Below are 16,235 nucleotides of genomic sequence, written 5' to 3'. Positions count from 1 at the left end.
TTACTTAGTAATTCTATATTTCTTGTTTAATACAAACGCAAGGAGGAATAGAAGTATTCCAACTCCAGCGAATGTGAGAACAGGAATTGTAATTTCTGTACCAAAGCTTGGCATGATGATTGGAATTACTACAGTAGCCCCAATAAAAGCTGTGCTTATAAGCCACAATTGTAAAAATTCTACCCATTTTTTAGTTTTCTTCTCTTTAAATGTAGAATTTTTAATCCATCTTAAAATAGCAAAAATAAAGACAGATAGGATTAGTAAATCAACGATGACAACAGTTATCCCACTACCTAATGAAAAAGTAAAATTATTGGAAAACCTATCAAAAAATTGAGATAATACAAAGTTACCTAACCCATGAAATGTACTAATAATAGCTAGAAAGTAAATCACTATATAAGCTCCCGAAACGAAAGCGAGTGACTTCCCCTCACCAGGGATTTCAGTAATTAGCTCATCACAGTATTTTCTTAAATCTTTACCAAATACATCTCGAGCAGTCTTGCCATCTTTTTGGGCTTCAAGTAAATGTTCCAACAACTCATATAATACTTCTTCCGTTTGTTGCTCGGATTTGTTCGCGTTTAAGCGGATATACACAAGCATATCTTCATAAACTTCTTTATTCTCTTCTGATAATTTCTCTCTCAAGTTATTGTTTAATTTAATAATATCTTTAGAATTCATACTACTCCTCCTTTTTAATAATATTTTCAACTGGAAGTTTAATGGTTTCCCATTGCTCTATAAATTCAATTAATGCTTCTTTACCAGCTTCTGTAAGATGATAATATTTTCGTTTAGGACCAAGTTCAGACTTCTGCATCGTGCCTTCAATTAATTTTTCCTTTTGTAGTCTTAGTAATATTGGATAAATAGATCCTTCGCTAACATCGGATAAACCAAATTCTTGTAACCGGACTGAAAGCTCATAACCATACGTGGGTTGTCTGTTAATAATGGACAATATACATCCTTCCAAAACACCTTTTAACAGTTGACTTCTTAATGACATTCCTGCACCTACCTTGTATAACAAGATACATTTTGTTTTTACAGCTACCTTGTTATGCAAAGTAGCTTACTATTAGTATACTGCTTATTATATAAATTGCAACCATTATTTGGTATGATATTATATAGATTTTTATAAAGGGGATTATTTGTGTGGAATGGAAAAATATTTATCGTGGTTTAATTATGGGAGCAAGTGATGTTATTCCCGGGGTAAGTGGTGGAACAATAGCAGTATTGCTTGGGATTTATGATCGTTTGATAGCTGCCATTAATGGATTAGTAAGTAAGGAGTGGAAAAAGCAATTAGGATTTCTGATCCCATTAGGTATAGGTATAGGATCAGCAGTTCTTCTATTAAGCCATTTAATCGAATGGTTGTTTGAACATTATCCAGGTCCAACTCAGTTTTTCTTTTTGGGGCTGATTATCGGGATTTTGCCTTATTTATTTAAAGAAGCGGATGTTAAAGTTAATTTTAAAGCTCATCATTATATATTACTAATAGTTGGATTGGTAGTAGTTGGTTCGATGATGTTTCTCCATACGAGCGAGGGAGTGGTAATTGAAGATATTACCGTTTCTACCTATATTCTTTTATTTTTTTGTGGCTTTATTGCCAGTGCAGCTATGATATTGCCAGGGATTAGTGGTTCATTTATATTGCTAGTTATAGGTGTATATTCAACAGTGATTAGTGCGATTAGTAATTTGCAACTTGATATTATTGCTGTTGTTGGAATTGGTATTCTACTTGGGATTATTACGATGAGTAAAGTCATAAACTTCTTTTTAGAAAATTATCGAAGTGCAACGTTTGCTTTAATTATCGGCTTAGTGATTGGTTCCATCTTTGTTGTATTTCCAGGCTGGCCGGAAAGAACTACATTATTATTACTAAGTGTAGCTACTTTCGCAGTTGGTTTGTTTGTTGCTTATATATTAGGAAAAGTGGAATATAAGGAATAGGCAAACTATGAGACAAACGTTTGTTTACTGGATACAATAGGAATAAGTATGCTAAAGGAGTGTTGATAAATGGAATACATTCAAACGATGGATAAATTTAATGAGGTTATTCAAAGTGAAAAACCAGTAATTATAAAGTTCTTTGCTGATTGGTGTCCGGACTGCAAAAGAATGGACATGTTCATTGATGGAATTCTTGATGAGTTCAAGAATTATGAATGGTACGAAGTGAATACCGATGAATTAGAAGGAATTGCAGGTACCTATGAAGTAATGGGTATTCCAAGTATCCTTATTTTCCAAAATGGAGAAAAACTAGCACATCAACATAGTGCTTATACCAAAACGCCAGAGTCTGTAACAGAATTTTTGCATCAACAACTAGGATAAAGTCAAAGAGAATGTGCACATGCACATTCTCTTCTTAAACTAATTCAAAGGTCAACTTTTCACTATTGTTAAATGCTATTTTGGCGTTTTGTAATGTAAATTGATTGGTTAAGCTTCGTTTACTTTTAATTTGATATATGCTTGAAAATGTTGACTTGTTAATACCAGAGTAATTGATTTTAGTTATTGCTTGCGGATTAGCTAAACTCTGAACGTATGGTCCTCCTGTTGGATTATCCCATTCAATTAAAAATGGTAGCGTGCCTTCTTCTATATCATATTTAGGGAAGAGCATTCGCCATGATAACATCGTTCCATCTGGTCGTTGCCTTTCTCCAGGATAAGGACCAGCATACGGAATCTGATTTTCTTCAAAGTGACGAATATAATCATCTAATTGATTCGTTCGGAGGGCAAATTGAAATGGACCTGTTTTATTTTGGTCAAGAGTATAGATTAGATGTTGTATTAATGGATTATCACTCTTTTTAGCTTTTTCATAATCGTTTACGCCAAGCCATTCGATATATGATTGATTAGAAAAATATGCGAGATAATTATAAGTTCCCCAACTCTCATGCTCTCCGCCTTTGATAGCTTTTACAGCATAACGTTTATTATAAGAAATACTATCTTCTTCAGCATTTTTACCTGCAATAACGATATGGTCAAGTGAAAGCATTTCGATTCCTCCTCGTCATTTCTTACATATAACTGGCAGTAAAACTTCCGCCCGTTTTATGGGTAACCCCTAAATCTTTATTGTTACCATTATTTATCTAATTCTCTTGAAAATCAATTTTTAAATCCCATTTCTCATCATTTTCTAATCTTTATTTGATATAGTAAACAAAAAGAACCAATAAAAGCGGGTGATACAATGGAACAGCCAATTATTTTGATTGTTGAAGATGAAGCAAAGCTAAGTAGAGTTCTGCAGCTTGAATTAGAGTATGAAAATTACCGCACACAGATAGCAGATAATGGGAAAGATGCACTTAGGTTACTGCAGGAGAAAGAGTGGGATTTAGTATTATTAGATATTATGATTCCAGAATTGAGCGGGCTTGAGGTACTTCGAAGAATCAGACGAACCGATGAGAGTACACCAATAATTCTATTAACTGCAAGGGATGCTGTGCATGATAAGGTTAGTGGACTTGATATTGGCGCGAATGATTACGTCACAAAACCATTTCAAATAGAAGAACTACTTGCACGAGTTCGTGTACATTTACGAAAGCCTATAGAAGTAAAGGTAAAGAAGGACCTACTTTCTGTTGGTGATTTAATCGTTGATTTAGGGGCCCATGAAGTATCTCGTGATGGAAAAAATATAGATTTAACTCCGAGAGAGTATGACCTACTAGTATGCTTGTTAAAAAATAAGAATATTGTACTCACCCGAGACCAGTTAATTGAACAAGTATGGGGATATGATTATTTTGGTGAAACTAATGTTGTAGACGTATATGTTCGATATTTGCGACAAAAAATTGATAAGGGCTATCCGACAGCTTATATTCAAACGGTTCGTGGAGTTGGATATTCCATAAAGGATTAAGGGTATGAAATTACGGACTAAAATACAGTTGTTTACCAGTATTTTTATGCTTGTGTTAATACTTATTATTAATGCTTCGATTTATTTCTTATTTTATAATAATTCCGTTGATAGTGAACTAGAGGAGCTTGCAGAGCAAACGACTACCATCATTTCAACAATGAATACGAACCAGGGTATACCACCTGGGGAGCTAATAAAAGCATTTCTACCAGCGGATGGATTGATTCGGGTATATCCGGAAACAGGGAGTCCCCTTGTGCGGCAATCAAAGTCATCCGATTACTTCGATCTTCCGGGTGGGTATTCCAATTTGGAGAAAAGGGAAGTAACAACATATAATGGAGACCGTTTTGCAATCGTATCAAGACCTATAATTTGGAGTACTGGTGAGATTGTAACATTACAAATAGCGAAGCATTTAATAAGCCTAGAAGAGAGTATGAAGAATCTATTGTATGTACTAATACTAGCTTCCATCATTATGATTATCCCAATTATTATTGCGGGAAATTTATTGGCTAGATTTTTGCTTCAACCTATTAAATCTCTCATCAGTGCAATGAAAGAAAATAAGAAGTTTACACAATGGAAAAAAATAGAGTTAAATAATCGTTCTAAAGATGAGCTCTATGAAATGGAAAAAACATTTAATGAAATGATCGACTCGTTGAAGGACAATTATGAAATGCAGGAAATATTTGTTTCAGATGCTTCACATGAATTAAAAACACCGATATCAATTATTAAAAGCTATGCACAGCTACTAGAGCGAAGGGGAAAGGATAACCCTGAGCTTGTAAAGGAATCAATAGAGGCGATTGAATCGGAAGCAAATCGTATGCAGAAGCTAGTAGAACAAATGCTTGCTCTAGCCAAACATAAGGAAGTTCAACGTGGTGAGAATGTGAATGTGGCGGAGTTGTTAGAAGAGACGATTGATGTATTTATTGGGGCATATGGTAGGGAAATCGAATTTTCTCTGAAGGATGCCACATTATATGTACATGGGAACCGAGACCAACTTAAACAAGTGTTTTATATTCTCATCGATAATGCCCTTAAATACAGCGACAACAAAGTAACTATTCTTGCTGAAAAAGAAGGTAAACAAATCGCTGTATATATTCAAGACTTTGGAGCGGGCATTCCAGAAGAAGAACAGGAAAGGGTTTTTGAAAGATTTTATCGAATGGATAAAGCGAGAAACAGAAATACTGGAGGGACTGGTCTTGGTCTTGCAATTGCAAAAACAATCACTAATTCACATGGAGGGACGCTAGCGGTAGAAAGTAAGCTTGGAGAGGGATCTACCTTTAAAGTAATTCTTCCAGCAAATGAATAAAGTCTCTCTGTTTTCTCATCAAATTCTAATCTTTCTCTCAGTGTACATTCATTCTTGAGCTATATGATGTAAGTATCAAGAAGAAACGAGGAGGAAATAAATTGAAAAAGAAAATGATAATTGCCATTTCAAGTGTAGGCTTAGCGGCGGTTTTAGGTTTTGGGATTTATCATTCTAATGCAGCGCAAGCAGAGCCTGGGTTGTCAAAAGAAGAAATTAGGGCATTAGTTGAAGAACAATATCCAGGTACCATAACGGAACTTGAATTAGATAAAGGTTTTAATAGAGCTGTATATGAAGTTGAGGTAACAAGTAATGGAAAAGAGTATGAGATTGAGTTAGATGGTAATACAGGTGAAGTACTAAAATTGCAGGAAAAAGAAAAAAGAGTTACGGTTAATGATTCGACAGTAAAGGATTCTAACAAAGTAGCTATTAAAGAGAAAAATGATGATGCAAAAGATACGAATACATCAAATGATGACAAAAACAATGTAGATGATAAAGCTGAGGATACCTCCAAACAATCTCAAAAAGATGTAAAAGATGAAGGAAATCAAAGTAAAGAAGATAATGCTAAAAATGTAGTAATTGATGTCGAAGCTGCAAAGAAAATTGCACTAGGTGAATTTCCTGGAACGATTACGGACTTAGAGCTGGATGAAGATGATGGGCGCCTTATTTACGAAATCGAGATTGAGAGTGCTGATGGTGAAGTAGAATTAGAAATAGATGCTTACACAGGTGAAATCATTTACATCTCTATAGATTCAGAAATTGGCACATCAAATGGTGAAAATAGTAATGGAGACTCAGATGATCAATCGGATGACTTAGAAGATGATGAAGACTGGGACGATGATAATAATTAGTAGCGGTCGTCATATTAATGGAGCTACCTCGCTTGAGGTAGCTCCATCTTCTATACTCGCACTTCAAAATTGGATTTTGTATTTATTTTCACCGTTTTATGTTTATCAAAGTAGGCATGAATTAGTTCGACCATGTCTTTTTGGATTTCCTTAATTACGGGTTTGTTTTTAAACATATCATAATTTCCCCCGCCAGTTGCACGGTAGTTATTCATGACAACATGGTAGTTTTCATTATCCTTTAAAGGCTGTCCATGATACGTGACATTTTCAATTCGGGCTCCTACAGGCTGTGACACATTAATAATATAATTTATTCCTTCCCACATATCATAATTATAATGCTGTGGTTTTGGAGTAACATAAGTAGGGTTCACTATAATTTCCCCTGCATCATTTAAGACAAAGTATTGAGCGGTTCTTTCTAATGCCTCTTTAATTTCACTACCAGTAAGCTCTAATACTACAAGTGTATTAGGAAACATGTAGTTCGAGACGATATCCCGCATAGTAACAGTTGGGTTAAACCCTTTCGAATCATTAGTTAGTAGGGCAGTAACAGAAATGTCTACACCGCTTTCTTCTATTTGCACATCTTGAATAAATTGTATGAATGGATGCTTTTGAATACGAGTTTTAAAGGGATCTTCGATGGTCATATTCCCATCAATAAACCCTATTGGTTGGTCAAGCCAATTTTGCGTAGAAGTTTCTATTTCCTTCATATAGTGTAAAATATCCTCATCCGCATCTACTTCCCCAATTGATATAATTTCAGCCTTTTTACTAGTTACTTGCCATTTATCATTCTTCGATTTATCTAGACCTATATCAATGGAACCGTACATTTTACCATTATTTCCTGGCTGTGCAACAAGAACACCATTAATTTCACGGGTTAAGATACGATGCTGATGTCCTGTTAGTAAAATGTCAATGCCCTCAATCTCTTGGCACATCGCGTAGCCTTGATTTTCCCCGGTTAAACTCTCTGTTGGCTCACCAGTTTCTAAATCACGTTCAAATCCACCATGATAAGAAGCGATTAGAATGTCTGGTTTTTCCTCTTTATGTATATACTCTACCCAAGTCTTTAATGTGGCTAAGGCATCTTTAAATTCAATACCTGTAATATGACCAGGTGATTCCCAATTTGGAATGTAGTGTGTAGTTACACCAACTACGGCAACTTTTAGGTTATTTGAAAAGGATTTAGTAATATAGGGTTTTCCAAAATAAGGATCTCCCTTATCATTTACAAGATTAGCGGATAACCAAGGAAAAGAAGAATTGTTAATTGCATCTAATAAAATTTCTTTACCAAAATTAAATTCATGATTTCCGATAACACCTGCCTCGACTCCAATGCGGTTTAAGATTCCAACCATTGGGTTTTCCTCATCAGCATGTTCCTTTACATAATGAGTCATTAAAGGAGTCCCTTGTATTAGGTCGCCATTATCTAGTACTAATACATTTTCGTTCTCATTCTGAATTTGTTTAACAATCGTTGCGTATTTAGCTAAACCTAGGTCGGCAGATTCATTGGTACCATAAAGTATCGGCATTGCATTTCCGTGTATATCACTTGTATAGATGATTTTTAGTGTTGTGGTATTTGACAAGTTTTTGACATCCTTTCTATACGTGTGGAAAATTTTTCCCTTGCTAACTACGAACAAAAGAAACGAAATGAAGAAGGCTGGCTTCTGTAATTTCGTTTCTTATACTTATAATCTTATACTATTTTACGTCTAATTTTTGCAGATGCAAAGTCAATAACAGTTACAACGATAACAATCGCAAGTAAAATCATACCCATTTCATTCCAGTTACGGTTACTTGATGCAAAGATAATCATTGTACCAATACCACCCGCACCAACGATACCTAAGATAGAAGAAGCACGAATGTCTACTTCAAAACGATAGATAGCGTAGGATAAGAATTCAGGTGTTATCTGTGGAATAACTCCATAGAATAAGATTTGGATTTTATTTGCCCCATTTGCTTCCATTGCTTGAACAACTTCCATATCAATGGACTCGATGATTTCTGAGAACATTTTACCAAGCATACCTGTTGATCCAATTGCAATGGCAAGTACCCCAGCAAAAGCGTTTGGTCCTACAGCTACAACGAAAAGGATCGCTAGGATTAAATCTGGGAAAGCACGGATAGCAGAAAGAATCCATTTTCCAATTGTGGAACCAACCTTTCCACCCATCATGTTTTGTGCAGCTAAGAATGATAATGGTACTGCTAAGATTGCAGCCATCAATGAACCTGCAAAAGCAATAAATATGGTCTCTAACATTGCTTCGCCAACTTTACCTGCAACTGCCCAGTCCGGGCTGAATAGCTTTGGAACAACGCGGTGGAAGTTACTAATGGAGCGTTCAATTGCTCGTCCCCAATCAATATTAATCGATGTGAAAGTCCAGACATACAAGGCAATTACTAAAATTAAAATGATAACTGCACGTATTTTCTTAAGTGCTGATTTTTCTGGTTTAGGGGGTAATTGTAGTTTTTCCATTATAACAATGCCTCCCTTAACTTATTGCTTACATATTCAATAATAAGAACTGTTGCAAATATTACAATGATAACGGTCATAGCATTTGGATAGTTATAGAACTTTAATTGTTGATTCAATATTAATCCAACACCTCCGGCACCAACCATACCTAATACAACGGAAGCGCGAATGTTAATTTCAAATACATAGAGTACTAGAGATGTAAATTGTGGTGCTATTTGAGGGACCAAGGAATACCAGATTACTTGGAATACATTCCCCCCAGAAGCACGCATTGCCTCTAACGGGTTCATATCTACTGATTCTATTGTTTCACTAATTAATTTTGCTAGAATTCCAAGTGAGAAAACAGTTAATGCTAGAATTCCGGGGAAGACCCCAATTCCAAATAATCCTACGAAAATTACGGCTAATACTAAGTCTGGGATTGTACGTAATAAGTTCAACAATGTTCTGGTCAAATAATACAATGGTTTAAATGTTGTAATATTTTGAGCTGATAATACAGCTAATGGAACTGTTAAAATGGCTGCAATTGTAGTAGCAATAATCGCCATTTGAATCGTTTGCATCATCGAATCCCAAATTGCTGGAAGAATAGCAAAATTTGGTGGGAAGAACTTCTCGATTACCGTATACATATTACCAAGTGCGCCACCAAATCCACCAACCATATCTTCTTGGGTTTTAATCATACTGTATGTATAAATACCTAATACGACAAAAAAGATAATGGTTACTTGAATTTTGGTTTTCGCTGGATAAAGCGGCATTGTTTTTTGTGCCAAAGTATTTTTTGTAGTCACTATTCTTGTGCCCCCCCACGCAAGTCATCCTCGCGAATAGAACGCCCATAAATTTCTTCAAACGTTTTTTCTGTCACTTCAGAAACTGGCCCGTCAAATACAACTTCACCTGCTCGCATACCGATAATGCGATCTGCGTATTCCATTGCCATATCAATAAAGTGTAGGTTGACGATAGTTGTAATATTATCTTCTTTATTAATCTTTTTAAGATAGGTCATTACCTGATGGGAAGTTGGTGGATCAAGTGATGCAACGGGCTCATCTGCTAAAATGTATTTTGGTTTCTGTGTTAACACACGAGCGATACTGACACGTTGTTGCTGACCGCCACTTAATTCATCCGCACGGTTATAAAGTTTTTCAGCAATATTTACTCGATTTAAATTATTATAAGCAAGTGCTTTGTCCTCTTTTGAATAAAGATTAAATATAGAGCGTAATGTACCTGTATGACCTAATCTACCAGCTAGTACATTTTTAAAAACATTGGTACGTTTTACTAGATTATAGTTTTGGAAAATCATACCGACTTTTGTGCGGAGTTTACGAAGATTTTTACCTTTAAACTTCAAAATATCTTCATTGTCTACTAGAAGAGATCCAGATGTAGGAGTAACCAAACGATTAATACTACGAATAAACGTAGACTTTCCGGCACCTGACAATCCAACAATAACGACAAACTCGCCATCATTGATTTTTACATTGATGTTTTTTAAACCTTCTGTTCCATTTGGATAGACAAGACCAACATTTTTAAATTCAATCATTATAATAAATCCCCCAATAAAGGTTAAGTTTTTTCTCATTAATTGTATCATTATTCTAATATATTTAACATAACAAAAGGGAAGTAAATTACCCTTCCCTTTGTCATATATATTTAACTATTTTATCCTTAAATTAGAAACCAACTGAATCCTTAAATTTAGCATAAGTATCTTTTACCACTTGATATTCCTCGTCAGTTGCTTCATCAATAGCATCCCAGTTGTAAACTTCATCCATGATTTTGATCATTTCATCGTCTTCATTGAATGATAGGAATACTTCTTTAATCTTTTGGACAAATTCTTTATCTAATTCTTTTGTTACAGAAATCGTGTCATTAGGAATTTCTTCTGTGTGAGTTAAAACTTTTAGTTTTTCCATAATATCCGGATACTCCTCTTCAAGTTCCTCACGTACATCATCGAAAGTAGTTGCAACGTCAGCGTCACCTTCATATACAGCAATTGCTGCAGTGTCATGCGCACCTACTTGACTAGTGCCACCGAAAAATGCTTCTAAATCTGCTGCAGTTTCAAGGTCGAATTCTTCCATCATTTGGTTTGCCGGGAATAAGTATCCGGATGTAGAAGTTTGATCACCATATGCCCAAACTTTACCTTCTAAGTCAGCAAGGCTTTCAATACCAGAATCTGAGCGTACTAGATATTGTGCTTTGTATGTACCTGATCCATAACGGATGGATTTTAAGATTACTTCTACATCATATTGTTCATTTGCTAGAACATATCCAAATGCCGGAATGAAGCCAACGTGTACTTGGTTAGCACCCATTGCTTCTACTAAAGCGTTATAATCAGTCATAACTTGACTTTTTACTTCAATTTCTAGTTCTTCACCTAAACGGTTTGCCAAAGGTTCTACAGTATCTGCGATTTTATCAGAGTCTTGTGATGGTACGAAACCAATAACTAACGTTTCAGGAATCATTCCATCAGTTTCAGTTGCCTCGTCTTTTTTATCTCCGTTTGACTTGTCTGATGCATTATCGTCATCAGAACCTCCGCATGCTGCTAGTACAAGTGCTAAACCTAAAATAAGCACTAGACCATAAAGTTTCTTCATTGTGACCCTCCTAAGAAATATAAAAATATTTATGCTTTCTATTTTATTAAATACTAAATCTCCGAAAAAAGCTAGGCTTTTTTTAATTAATTTACATGTTTTTTACATGAATTTAATGATAAAAACACATTATTCGGCATGTAACATTCGGTTTTTACCGACATTAGTGTGTTATATTTACTTTTTTGAAACCTTTTAATATTAAAAAACGTAAATTTACATAGGTGGTGATTGTAATGAGAAAATTATTAGAAGTAAGTAATTTAAATGTGGCGATTAATGACACTAAACTATTAAACAATATATCTTTTACTCTAGATAAAGGTTCGGTTATTGCATTAGTTGGTCATAATGGTGCAGGAAAATCCACGCTGATGAAAACAATTATGGGTATTCAAGATAAGACAAATGGTGAGATTACCATTGATGGGGAGTTTAACCTAGATACTAGTTTTCTCGATTATAAAAAGAATATTGCTTTTATACCTGAGGAACCATTACTCATGTCAGAATTAACGGCTATGCAGCATTTTCAATTGTATGGAAAAAGCTATCAAATGGAAGAAATGGAATTAAAAAAGCGTATTGGTAAATACGTGGAAGGCTTTGAGCTACAAGGAAAGCTAAACGAATATCCAGAATCATTATCAAAAGGAATGCGACAGAAGGTACAAACCATTTGTGCAATGTTACCAGATGTTCCACTATTATTAATTGATGAACCATTTATGGGGCTTGATATATATGCGGTTGATTACTTTGAGGAGATATTGAAAGAAAAGATAGCAAGTGGTACTAGTATTCTGTTAACAACCCACCAGTTAAAGCGTGTGAAGAATATTGCCGATCAATTTATCATGTTACAAGAGGGAAAGATATTACATAAAGGACAGATTTCAGAGTTTGAAACGATAAAAAGGAGAAGTGAAGACCTATGAGTCGTTCCTCTTCCTGGTACGCATATTGGCTTATTCGTAGTAATCGATTCCGTAAGAAAAGAATGATAAAAAAACAACTTGCACAGATTTCATTCGATAAAACCACTATACTTTATTCTCTTATAGTTGGTGGTTATGTATTTGCTAGTATCTTTATATTTAACGATTTTATGAGGCAATTTCAAGATGAATTTATTTTTATTGAACAGCAAATGGAGGAACGATTTTGGCTTATATTAACAATTGTGCCGATACGATATGTATTTAAATCATTTCGTAATCCTGGAGTATTAATTACTAGTTCAGAGTATCAATTAGGAATGCTACCTCATTCAATAAAGAGTATTGCCTATTTTGTTGTAATAGAGCAGTGGATGAAGCAATTACTTTTGTATTTAATTATTGGTACTTTAATAATTTTAATTACACCAATCGATGCTGTGTTAATATGGATTTACTTTCTATTATTTTGGATGATTGAAGTTTTCATGACCATTCCGCAGTGGAAGTTATTTCAGGCAAGTTTCTTTGTGAAAGTAAGTATCTTTATGTCAATTATCATCTTAGACATAGTTGGAACTCTACTACAGCAAACGAAAGTGATCAGTATTATTATTTTGGCAATCGTAATGATTACTAATATTATTTTAAGCAAGAAATTATTCTCCCGGGTTCATTGGGGAAGGGTAACCGAGATAAATGACTTTTTGGTTTGGAATATGCCTTTAATTTCCAAGGCAACTAAAACAAAGTTTAGAAGAGAGAGGAAATATAATATATTTCAAAACAGGGCTTCAAGAAAAAGACCATTTGCCTATACTGATGTTGTCATTCATAAAAGATTATGGCTACAGCACTTTAGAGAAAATATTGAACTCATTATCCAAGTATCAGGTGGATTATTTCTTGCTATTGTCATATTAACATTTGTAAATGATGTGATTGTATTGATTGGGATTGCAATAAGTATACATGTTTACACGTCATTTGTAGCTAGTATATTTACGAATAGATTTCATACCGGAATTGTACAAGTATTACCTTGGGATGTGGAGAGTTTTCGTAATACGATAAAATCTTGGGCATGGATAGGTTTTGTTCCTATTATGATTCCAATCGTTATTTATTCTATTGTCCATTTTACTTGGTGGAGTATAGGCTTTCTCTTTTTAATTTTAATATTATTCATTATTAACTTAATGGTTAAAATGGAAAATGCAGCTGCTCTATTAGATAAAAAACTAGGTCAGCTCACTATAAAAGAAATAATGGCCTTTTTTGGATTAGTTCTTATTGTACTATGCGAATATCAACCATATTTTTCTCTTGTTTCAATAGGGATATTTATTTTTGTACTAATCCAACAGAAGGATAAGAAAAGGGAAGCACGCTAGCTAATCGCGTGTTTCTTTTTTTATTGTTTACGAAATTATAAAAGTCTCTGCCTGTGGATAATTAATCAGGAACGACCACGTCCAGCTTCAGCACCTAGCGACTATTGGACTTCCTTCACCTCCGTACGATAAGTCAACATCGACTCTCTTCGTTCGTCGTGTTTCCTTTATCTCCTACGGGGAATGGACTGCTAAATCCCCCACTTTGCGTGGCAACGCAGTCCCACCCTGCATGGCAGGGCGCAGTCCATACGTCGCTAACCGGGCGCTTGCGCTTTTGTTCTGTAGCATAAACACACTAGAACCTACTTTTGCATAACTTATAGTAAAAAGCTAATTAGGAAAGGGTGTGTCATATGAGGAATTTCGGGCATCCTCCACATATGCGCCAAGACTATCAGCAACAATATCAACAGTATAGCCAACCGTATAACGAACCAATCCAAGAACCTTTCCATCCATCACAATATATGCAGTATCATCAAAATATCTATCAACAGCCACAATCACCATTTGAACAATTTGCTAAGCCACAACAACCACAGGATTGGTATTCCAGTAATCAACAACAGCAAGGAAATAATCAACAAGCCCAACCGCAAAATGGAATGGTATCACAATTTCAGGATCAAAATGGGCAGTTAAATCTTGATAAAGTATTATCAACAGTAAGTCAAATGGCAAACACATATCATCAAGTATCCCCTATTATTAAACAATTTGGTGACTTTATGAAGACATTCCGTTGACCCCTAGATTAATTCATTTTTTTCGATGGGAATTTGAGAGCTAACTGCATTTTTTTGAGTAGTTTAGGGAAAAAGTAAAAAGAACTTACGATTAATAGCTCTTAACTGAAGACTTTATAAAGGAGAATACATCATGATTGGTTGTTTAATCATCCACGGATTTACCGGTGGCCCTCATGAATTGGAACCACTAACAGAGTATCTACAAGAGCGTACGGATTGGCATATTTCAGTTCCCACTTTGCCGGGTCATGGAAGAAAGCTCGCACTTGAGAATGTAAATTACAAAAGTTGGATTGAAACAGCTGAAGCTTCCTTAAAGAAACTAAAGGAGAGTTTTGATGAAATATATATTATTGGCTTTTCCATGGGAGGAATGATTGCTGCTTATTTGGCTGCAAAATATAAAGTCGATAAGCTTGTACTCTTAGCTACTGCTGGAAAATACTTATCATTTAAACAAATTAGTTTTGATCTTGGAGAAATAGTAAGGGACGGTGTGACAGGGAAGTTACCGCAAAATAAACTCTATCGTCATTACAAGAGGAAGCTTGGAAGCGTTCCGTTTAAAGCAAATATAGAGTTTTTAAAGTTAGTGCGTTTAACAAGAAAGTCATTAAAAAATGTAGAAAGCCCAGTACTAATTGCACAAGGTCAAATGGATAATATGGTCCCGTATAAAACTGCATATTATTTAGATAAAGAAATATCATCAAAACGTAAAGAAGTGGTGTTTTTTGAACGTTCAAGGCATTTAATATGTCTTGGGAATGACAAAGATACGTTGAATAGAATGGTTCACGAGTTTCTGTTAAAGCCTTCTGGAGTAAATGAAGTTTCAGCAGATTTAGTATGAAATAGAAGAGGTCTATCACCCAACATACAACATATGAATATTGTATGTTGGGTGATAGACCTCTTAACTGTGTTAGTTTTTATCTTTAAAGAATGCAATAACTAGAGCGCCTTCACCACCATAAGTAGAAATAAGTGGACCCATCTCCGTTATATACGTTTCTTTAAAGTGGTATTTTGCTTTAATATCAGCAAGTACAGTTTTTGCGCGTTCTGCTGCATTACAATGTGTCATTACTAAGACTTTATCTTCAACTGACTTAACATACTCACCGATTTGATCAACAAACCTTCGAATGGATTTTTTGTCTCCACGAATCTTTTCGGCAACTTCAATTGTACCTTCTTCACTAGCCTTCATTAAAAGTTTAATATTTAAGGTTTTAGCAAATGTTCCTTTAACCTTATCAATTCTTCCACCAAGAACTAAATTTTCTAACGTTTTTAGTACAAATAATGTTGCTGTTTGTTTAACCATTTGATTCAAATGGTTAACAATTTCATCAAAAGAATTATTTTCTAGAATTTTTTGGTATGCCTCAAATAATAATATGGCCTGTCCGCCCGATGCTGTTTTTGCATTAATTACTTCAATTTTACGATTTGGTTCTTCTTCGAGTAGTAATTCTTTTCCTGCAACAGCATTTTCGTAGGTACTACTTAATCCACCTGATAGGCTAATCATTAGAATTGATTTGGATGGATCGACTTTTTTATAACCTTCATAGAAATCATTTGGACTCGGAGCCGCTGAACGAGGTAATTCCTTTGTTTCCTCAATTTTTTTATAAAAGCTATGAATGTCCAGTTCAACACCACTTTTATATTGTTGATCTTTAAAATTTAAATATAATGGAATAATCTTAATGTCTACAACATCCATTAATTCTTTTGGGATATCGGCACCACCATCAGTCATTAACTGAATTGACAA

The 16,235-nt window shown here is 34.8% G+C and carries 18 protein-coding genes; 9 read left to right on the top strand and 9 right to left on the bottom strand.

Annotated features, from left to right (window positions below; translation table 11 throughout):
• Positions 1–693 (bottom strand): DUF1129 family protein, encoded by a 693-nt coding sequence (locus tag K332_RS0117290; RefSeq protein WP_026908598.1) that lies wholly within the window; start codon positions 691–693, stop codon positions 1–3.
• A gap of 1 nt (position 694) precedes the next feature.
• Positions 695–1,021 (bottom strand): PadR family transcriptional regulator, encoded by a 327-nt coding sequence (locus K332_RS0117285; RefSeq protein ID WP_026908597.1) that lies wholly within the window; start codon positions 1,019–1,021, stop codon positions 695–697.
• Positions 1,022–1,173: 152 nt separating this feature from the next.
• Between K332_RS0117285 and K332_RS0117280 the strand changes: the two genes are divergently transcribed.
• Together K332_RS0117280 and K332_RS0117275 are read left to right on the top strand one after the other, a co-directional pair.
• Positions 1,174–1,989 carry a DUF368 domain-containing protein gene (locus K332_RS0117280; protein WP_026908596.1) on the top strand — a complete coding sequence of 272 codons (816 nt, stop codon included), beginning with the start codon at positions 1,174–1,176 and terminating at the stop codon, positions 1,987–1,989.
• A gap of 69 nt (positions 1,990–2,058) precedes the next feature.
• A complete protein-coding gene (locus K332_RS0117275; RefSeq protein WP_026908595.1) occupies positions 2,059–2,379 on the top strand; it encodes a thioredoxin family protein in 321 nt (106 codons plus the stop codon).
• A gap of 34 nt (positions 2,380–2,413) precedes the next feature.
• Here the strand turns inward: K332_RS0117275 and K332_RS22830 are convergent, their stop codons facing one another.
• A complete protein-coding gene (locus tag K332_RS22830) occupies positions 2,414–3,061 on the bottom strand; it encodes a VOC family protein (RefSeq protein ID WP_051359516.1) in 648 nt (215 codons plus the stop codon).
• Positions 3,062–3,259: 198 nt separating this feature from the next.
• Here K332_RS22830 and K332_RS0117265 point away from each other — a divergent pair, with 198 nt between their 5' ends.
• The 3 genes from K332_RS0117265 to K332_RS22825 all read left to right on the top strand — a co-directional run bounded on the left by K332_RS0117265 (position 3,260) and on the right by K332_RS22825 (position 6,160).
• A complete protein-coding gene (locus tag K332_RS0117265; protein ID WP_026908594.1) occupies positions 3,260–3,943 on the top strand; it encodes a response regulator transcription factor in 684 nt (227 codons plus the stop codon).
• Positions 3,944–3,947: 4 nt separating this feature from the next.
• Entirely contained in the window at positions 3,948–5,288 is a 1,341-nt protein-coding gene (locus K332_RS0117260) for a sensor histidine kinase (RefSeq protein ID WP_026908593.1), read from the top strand.
• Positions 5,289–5,389: 101 nt separating this feature from the next.
• Positions 5,390–6,160 (top strand): PepSY domain-containing protein, encoded by a 771-nt coding sequence (locus K332_RS22825; protein WP_051359515.1) that lies wholly within the window; start codon positions 5,390–5,392, stop codon positions 6,158–6,160.
• A gap of 50 nt (positions 6,161–6,210) precedes the next feature.
• Here K332_RS22825 and K332_RS0117250 read toward each other — a convergent pair whose 3' ends face one another.
• The 5 genes from K332_RS0117250 to K332_RS0117230 form a co-directional block, all read right to left on the bottom strand.
• The gene (locus tag K332_RS0117250; RefSeq protein WP_026908592.1) at positions 6,211–7,785 is read right to left on the bottom strand and encodes a bifunctional metallophosphatase/5'-nucleotidase; all 1,575 of its coding nucleotides are present in this window, start codon (positions 7,783–7,785) and stop codon (positions 6,211–6,213) included.
• A gap of 113 nt (positions 7,786–7,898) precedes the next feature.
• On the bottom strand, positions 7,899–8,699 hold the full coding sequence (phnE, locus tag K332_RS0117245) for a phosphonate ABC transporter, permease protein PhnE (RefSeq protein WP_026908591.1): 801 nt from the start codon (positions 8,697–8,699) through the stop codon (positions 7,899–7,901).
• Positions 8,699–9,475, bottom strand: coding sequence for a phosphonate ABC transporter, permease protein PhnE (gene phnE / locus K332_RS0117240; RefSeq protein ID WP_051359526.1), 777 nt, complete (start codon positions 9,473–9,475; stop codon positions 8,699–8,701). The genes phnE (K332_RS0117245) and phnE (K332_RS0117240) overlap by 1 nt, the downstream gene beginning before the upstream one ends.
• 32 nt (positions 9,476–9,507) lie before the next feature.
• On the bottom strand, positions 9,508–10,281 hold the full coding sequence (gene phnC / locus K332_RS0117235; protein WP_026908589.1) for a phosphonate ABC transporter ATP-binding protein: 774 nt from the start codon (positions 10,279–10,281) through the stop codon (positions 9,508–9,510).
• A 133-nt stretch (positions 10,282–10,414) separates the two neighbouring features.
• Complete coding sequence (locus K332_RS0117230; protein ID WP_026908588.1) at positions 10,415–11,365, bottom strand: phosphate/phosphite/phosphonate ABC transporter substrate-binding protein; 951 nt, start codon at positions 11,363–11,365, stop codon at positions 10,415–10,417.
• A 236-nt stretch (positions 11,366–11,601) separates the two neighbouring features.
• Here K332_RS0117230 and K332_RS0117225 point away from each other — a divergent pair, with 236 nt between their 5' ends.
• The 4 genes from K332_RS0117225 (at position 11,602) to K332_RS0117210 (ending at position 15,302) form a co-directional block, all read left to right on the top strand.
• On the top strand, positions 11,602–12,303 hold the full coding sequence (locus K332_RS0117225; protein WP_026908587.1) for an ABC transporter ATP-binding protein: 702 nt from the start codon (positions 11,602–11,604) through the stop codon (positions 12,301–12,303).
• Positions 12,300–13,697, top strand: coding sequence for a hypothetical protein (locus K332_RS0117220; protein WP_026908586.1), 1,398 nt, complete (start codon positions 12,300–12,302; stop codon positions 13,695–13,697). Before K332_RS0117225 ends, K332_RS0117220 begins: the two co-directional genes overlap by 4 nt.
• 356 nt (positions 13,698–14,053) lie before the next feature.
• A complete protein-coding gene (locus tag K332_RS23370) occupies positions 14,054–14,446 on the top strand; it encodes a YppG family protein (protein WP_051359514.1) in 393 nt (130 codons plus the stop codon).
• 133 nt (positions 14,447–14,579) lie between these two features.
• A complete protein-coding gene (locus K332_RS0117210) occupies positions 14,580–15,302 on the top strand; it encodes an alpha/beta hydrolase (RefSeq protein ID WP_026908585.1) in 723 nt (240 codons plus the stop codon).
• 72 nt (positions 15,303–15,374) lie between these two features.
• Here K332_RS0117210 and K332_RS0117205 read toward each other — a convergent pair whose 3' ends face one another.
• A complete protein-coding gene (locus tag K332_RS0117205; RefSeq protein WP_026908584.1) occupies positions 15,375–16,235 on the bottom strand; it encodes a DegV family protein in 861 nt (286 codons plus the stop codon).

This window comes from Paucisalibacillus globulus DSM 18846, from assembly GCF_000482485.1.
Classification (GTDB): domain Bacteria; phylum Bacillota; class Bacilli; order Bacillales; family Amphibacillaceae; genus Ornithinibacillus; species Ornithinibacillus globulus.
This window is presented reverse-complemented; position numbering and strand designations above follow the sequence as displayed.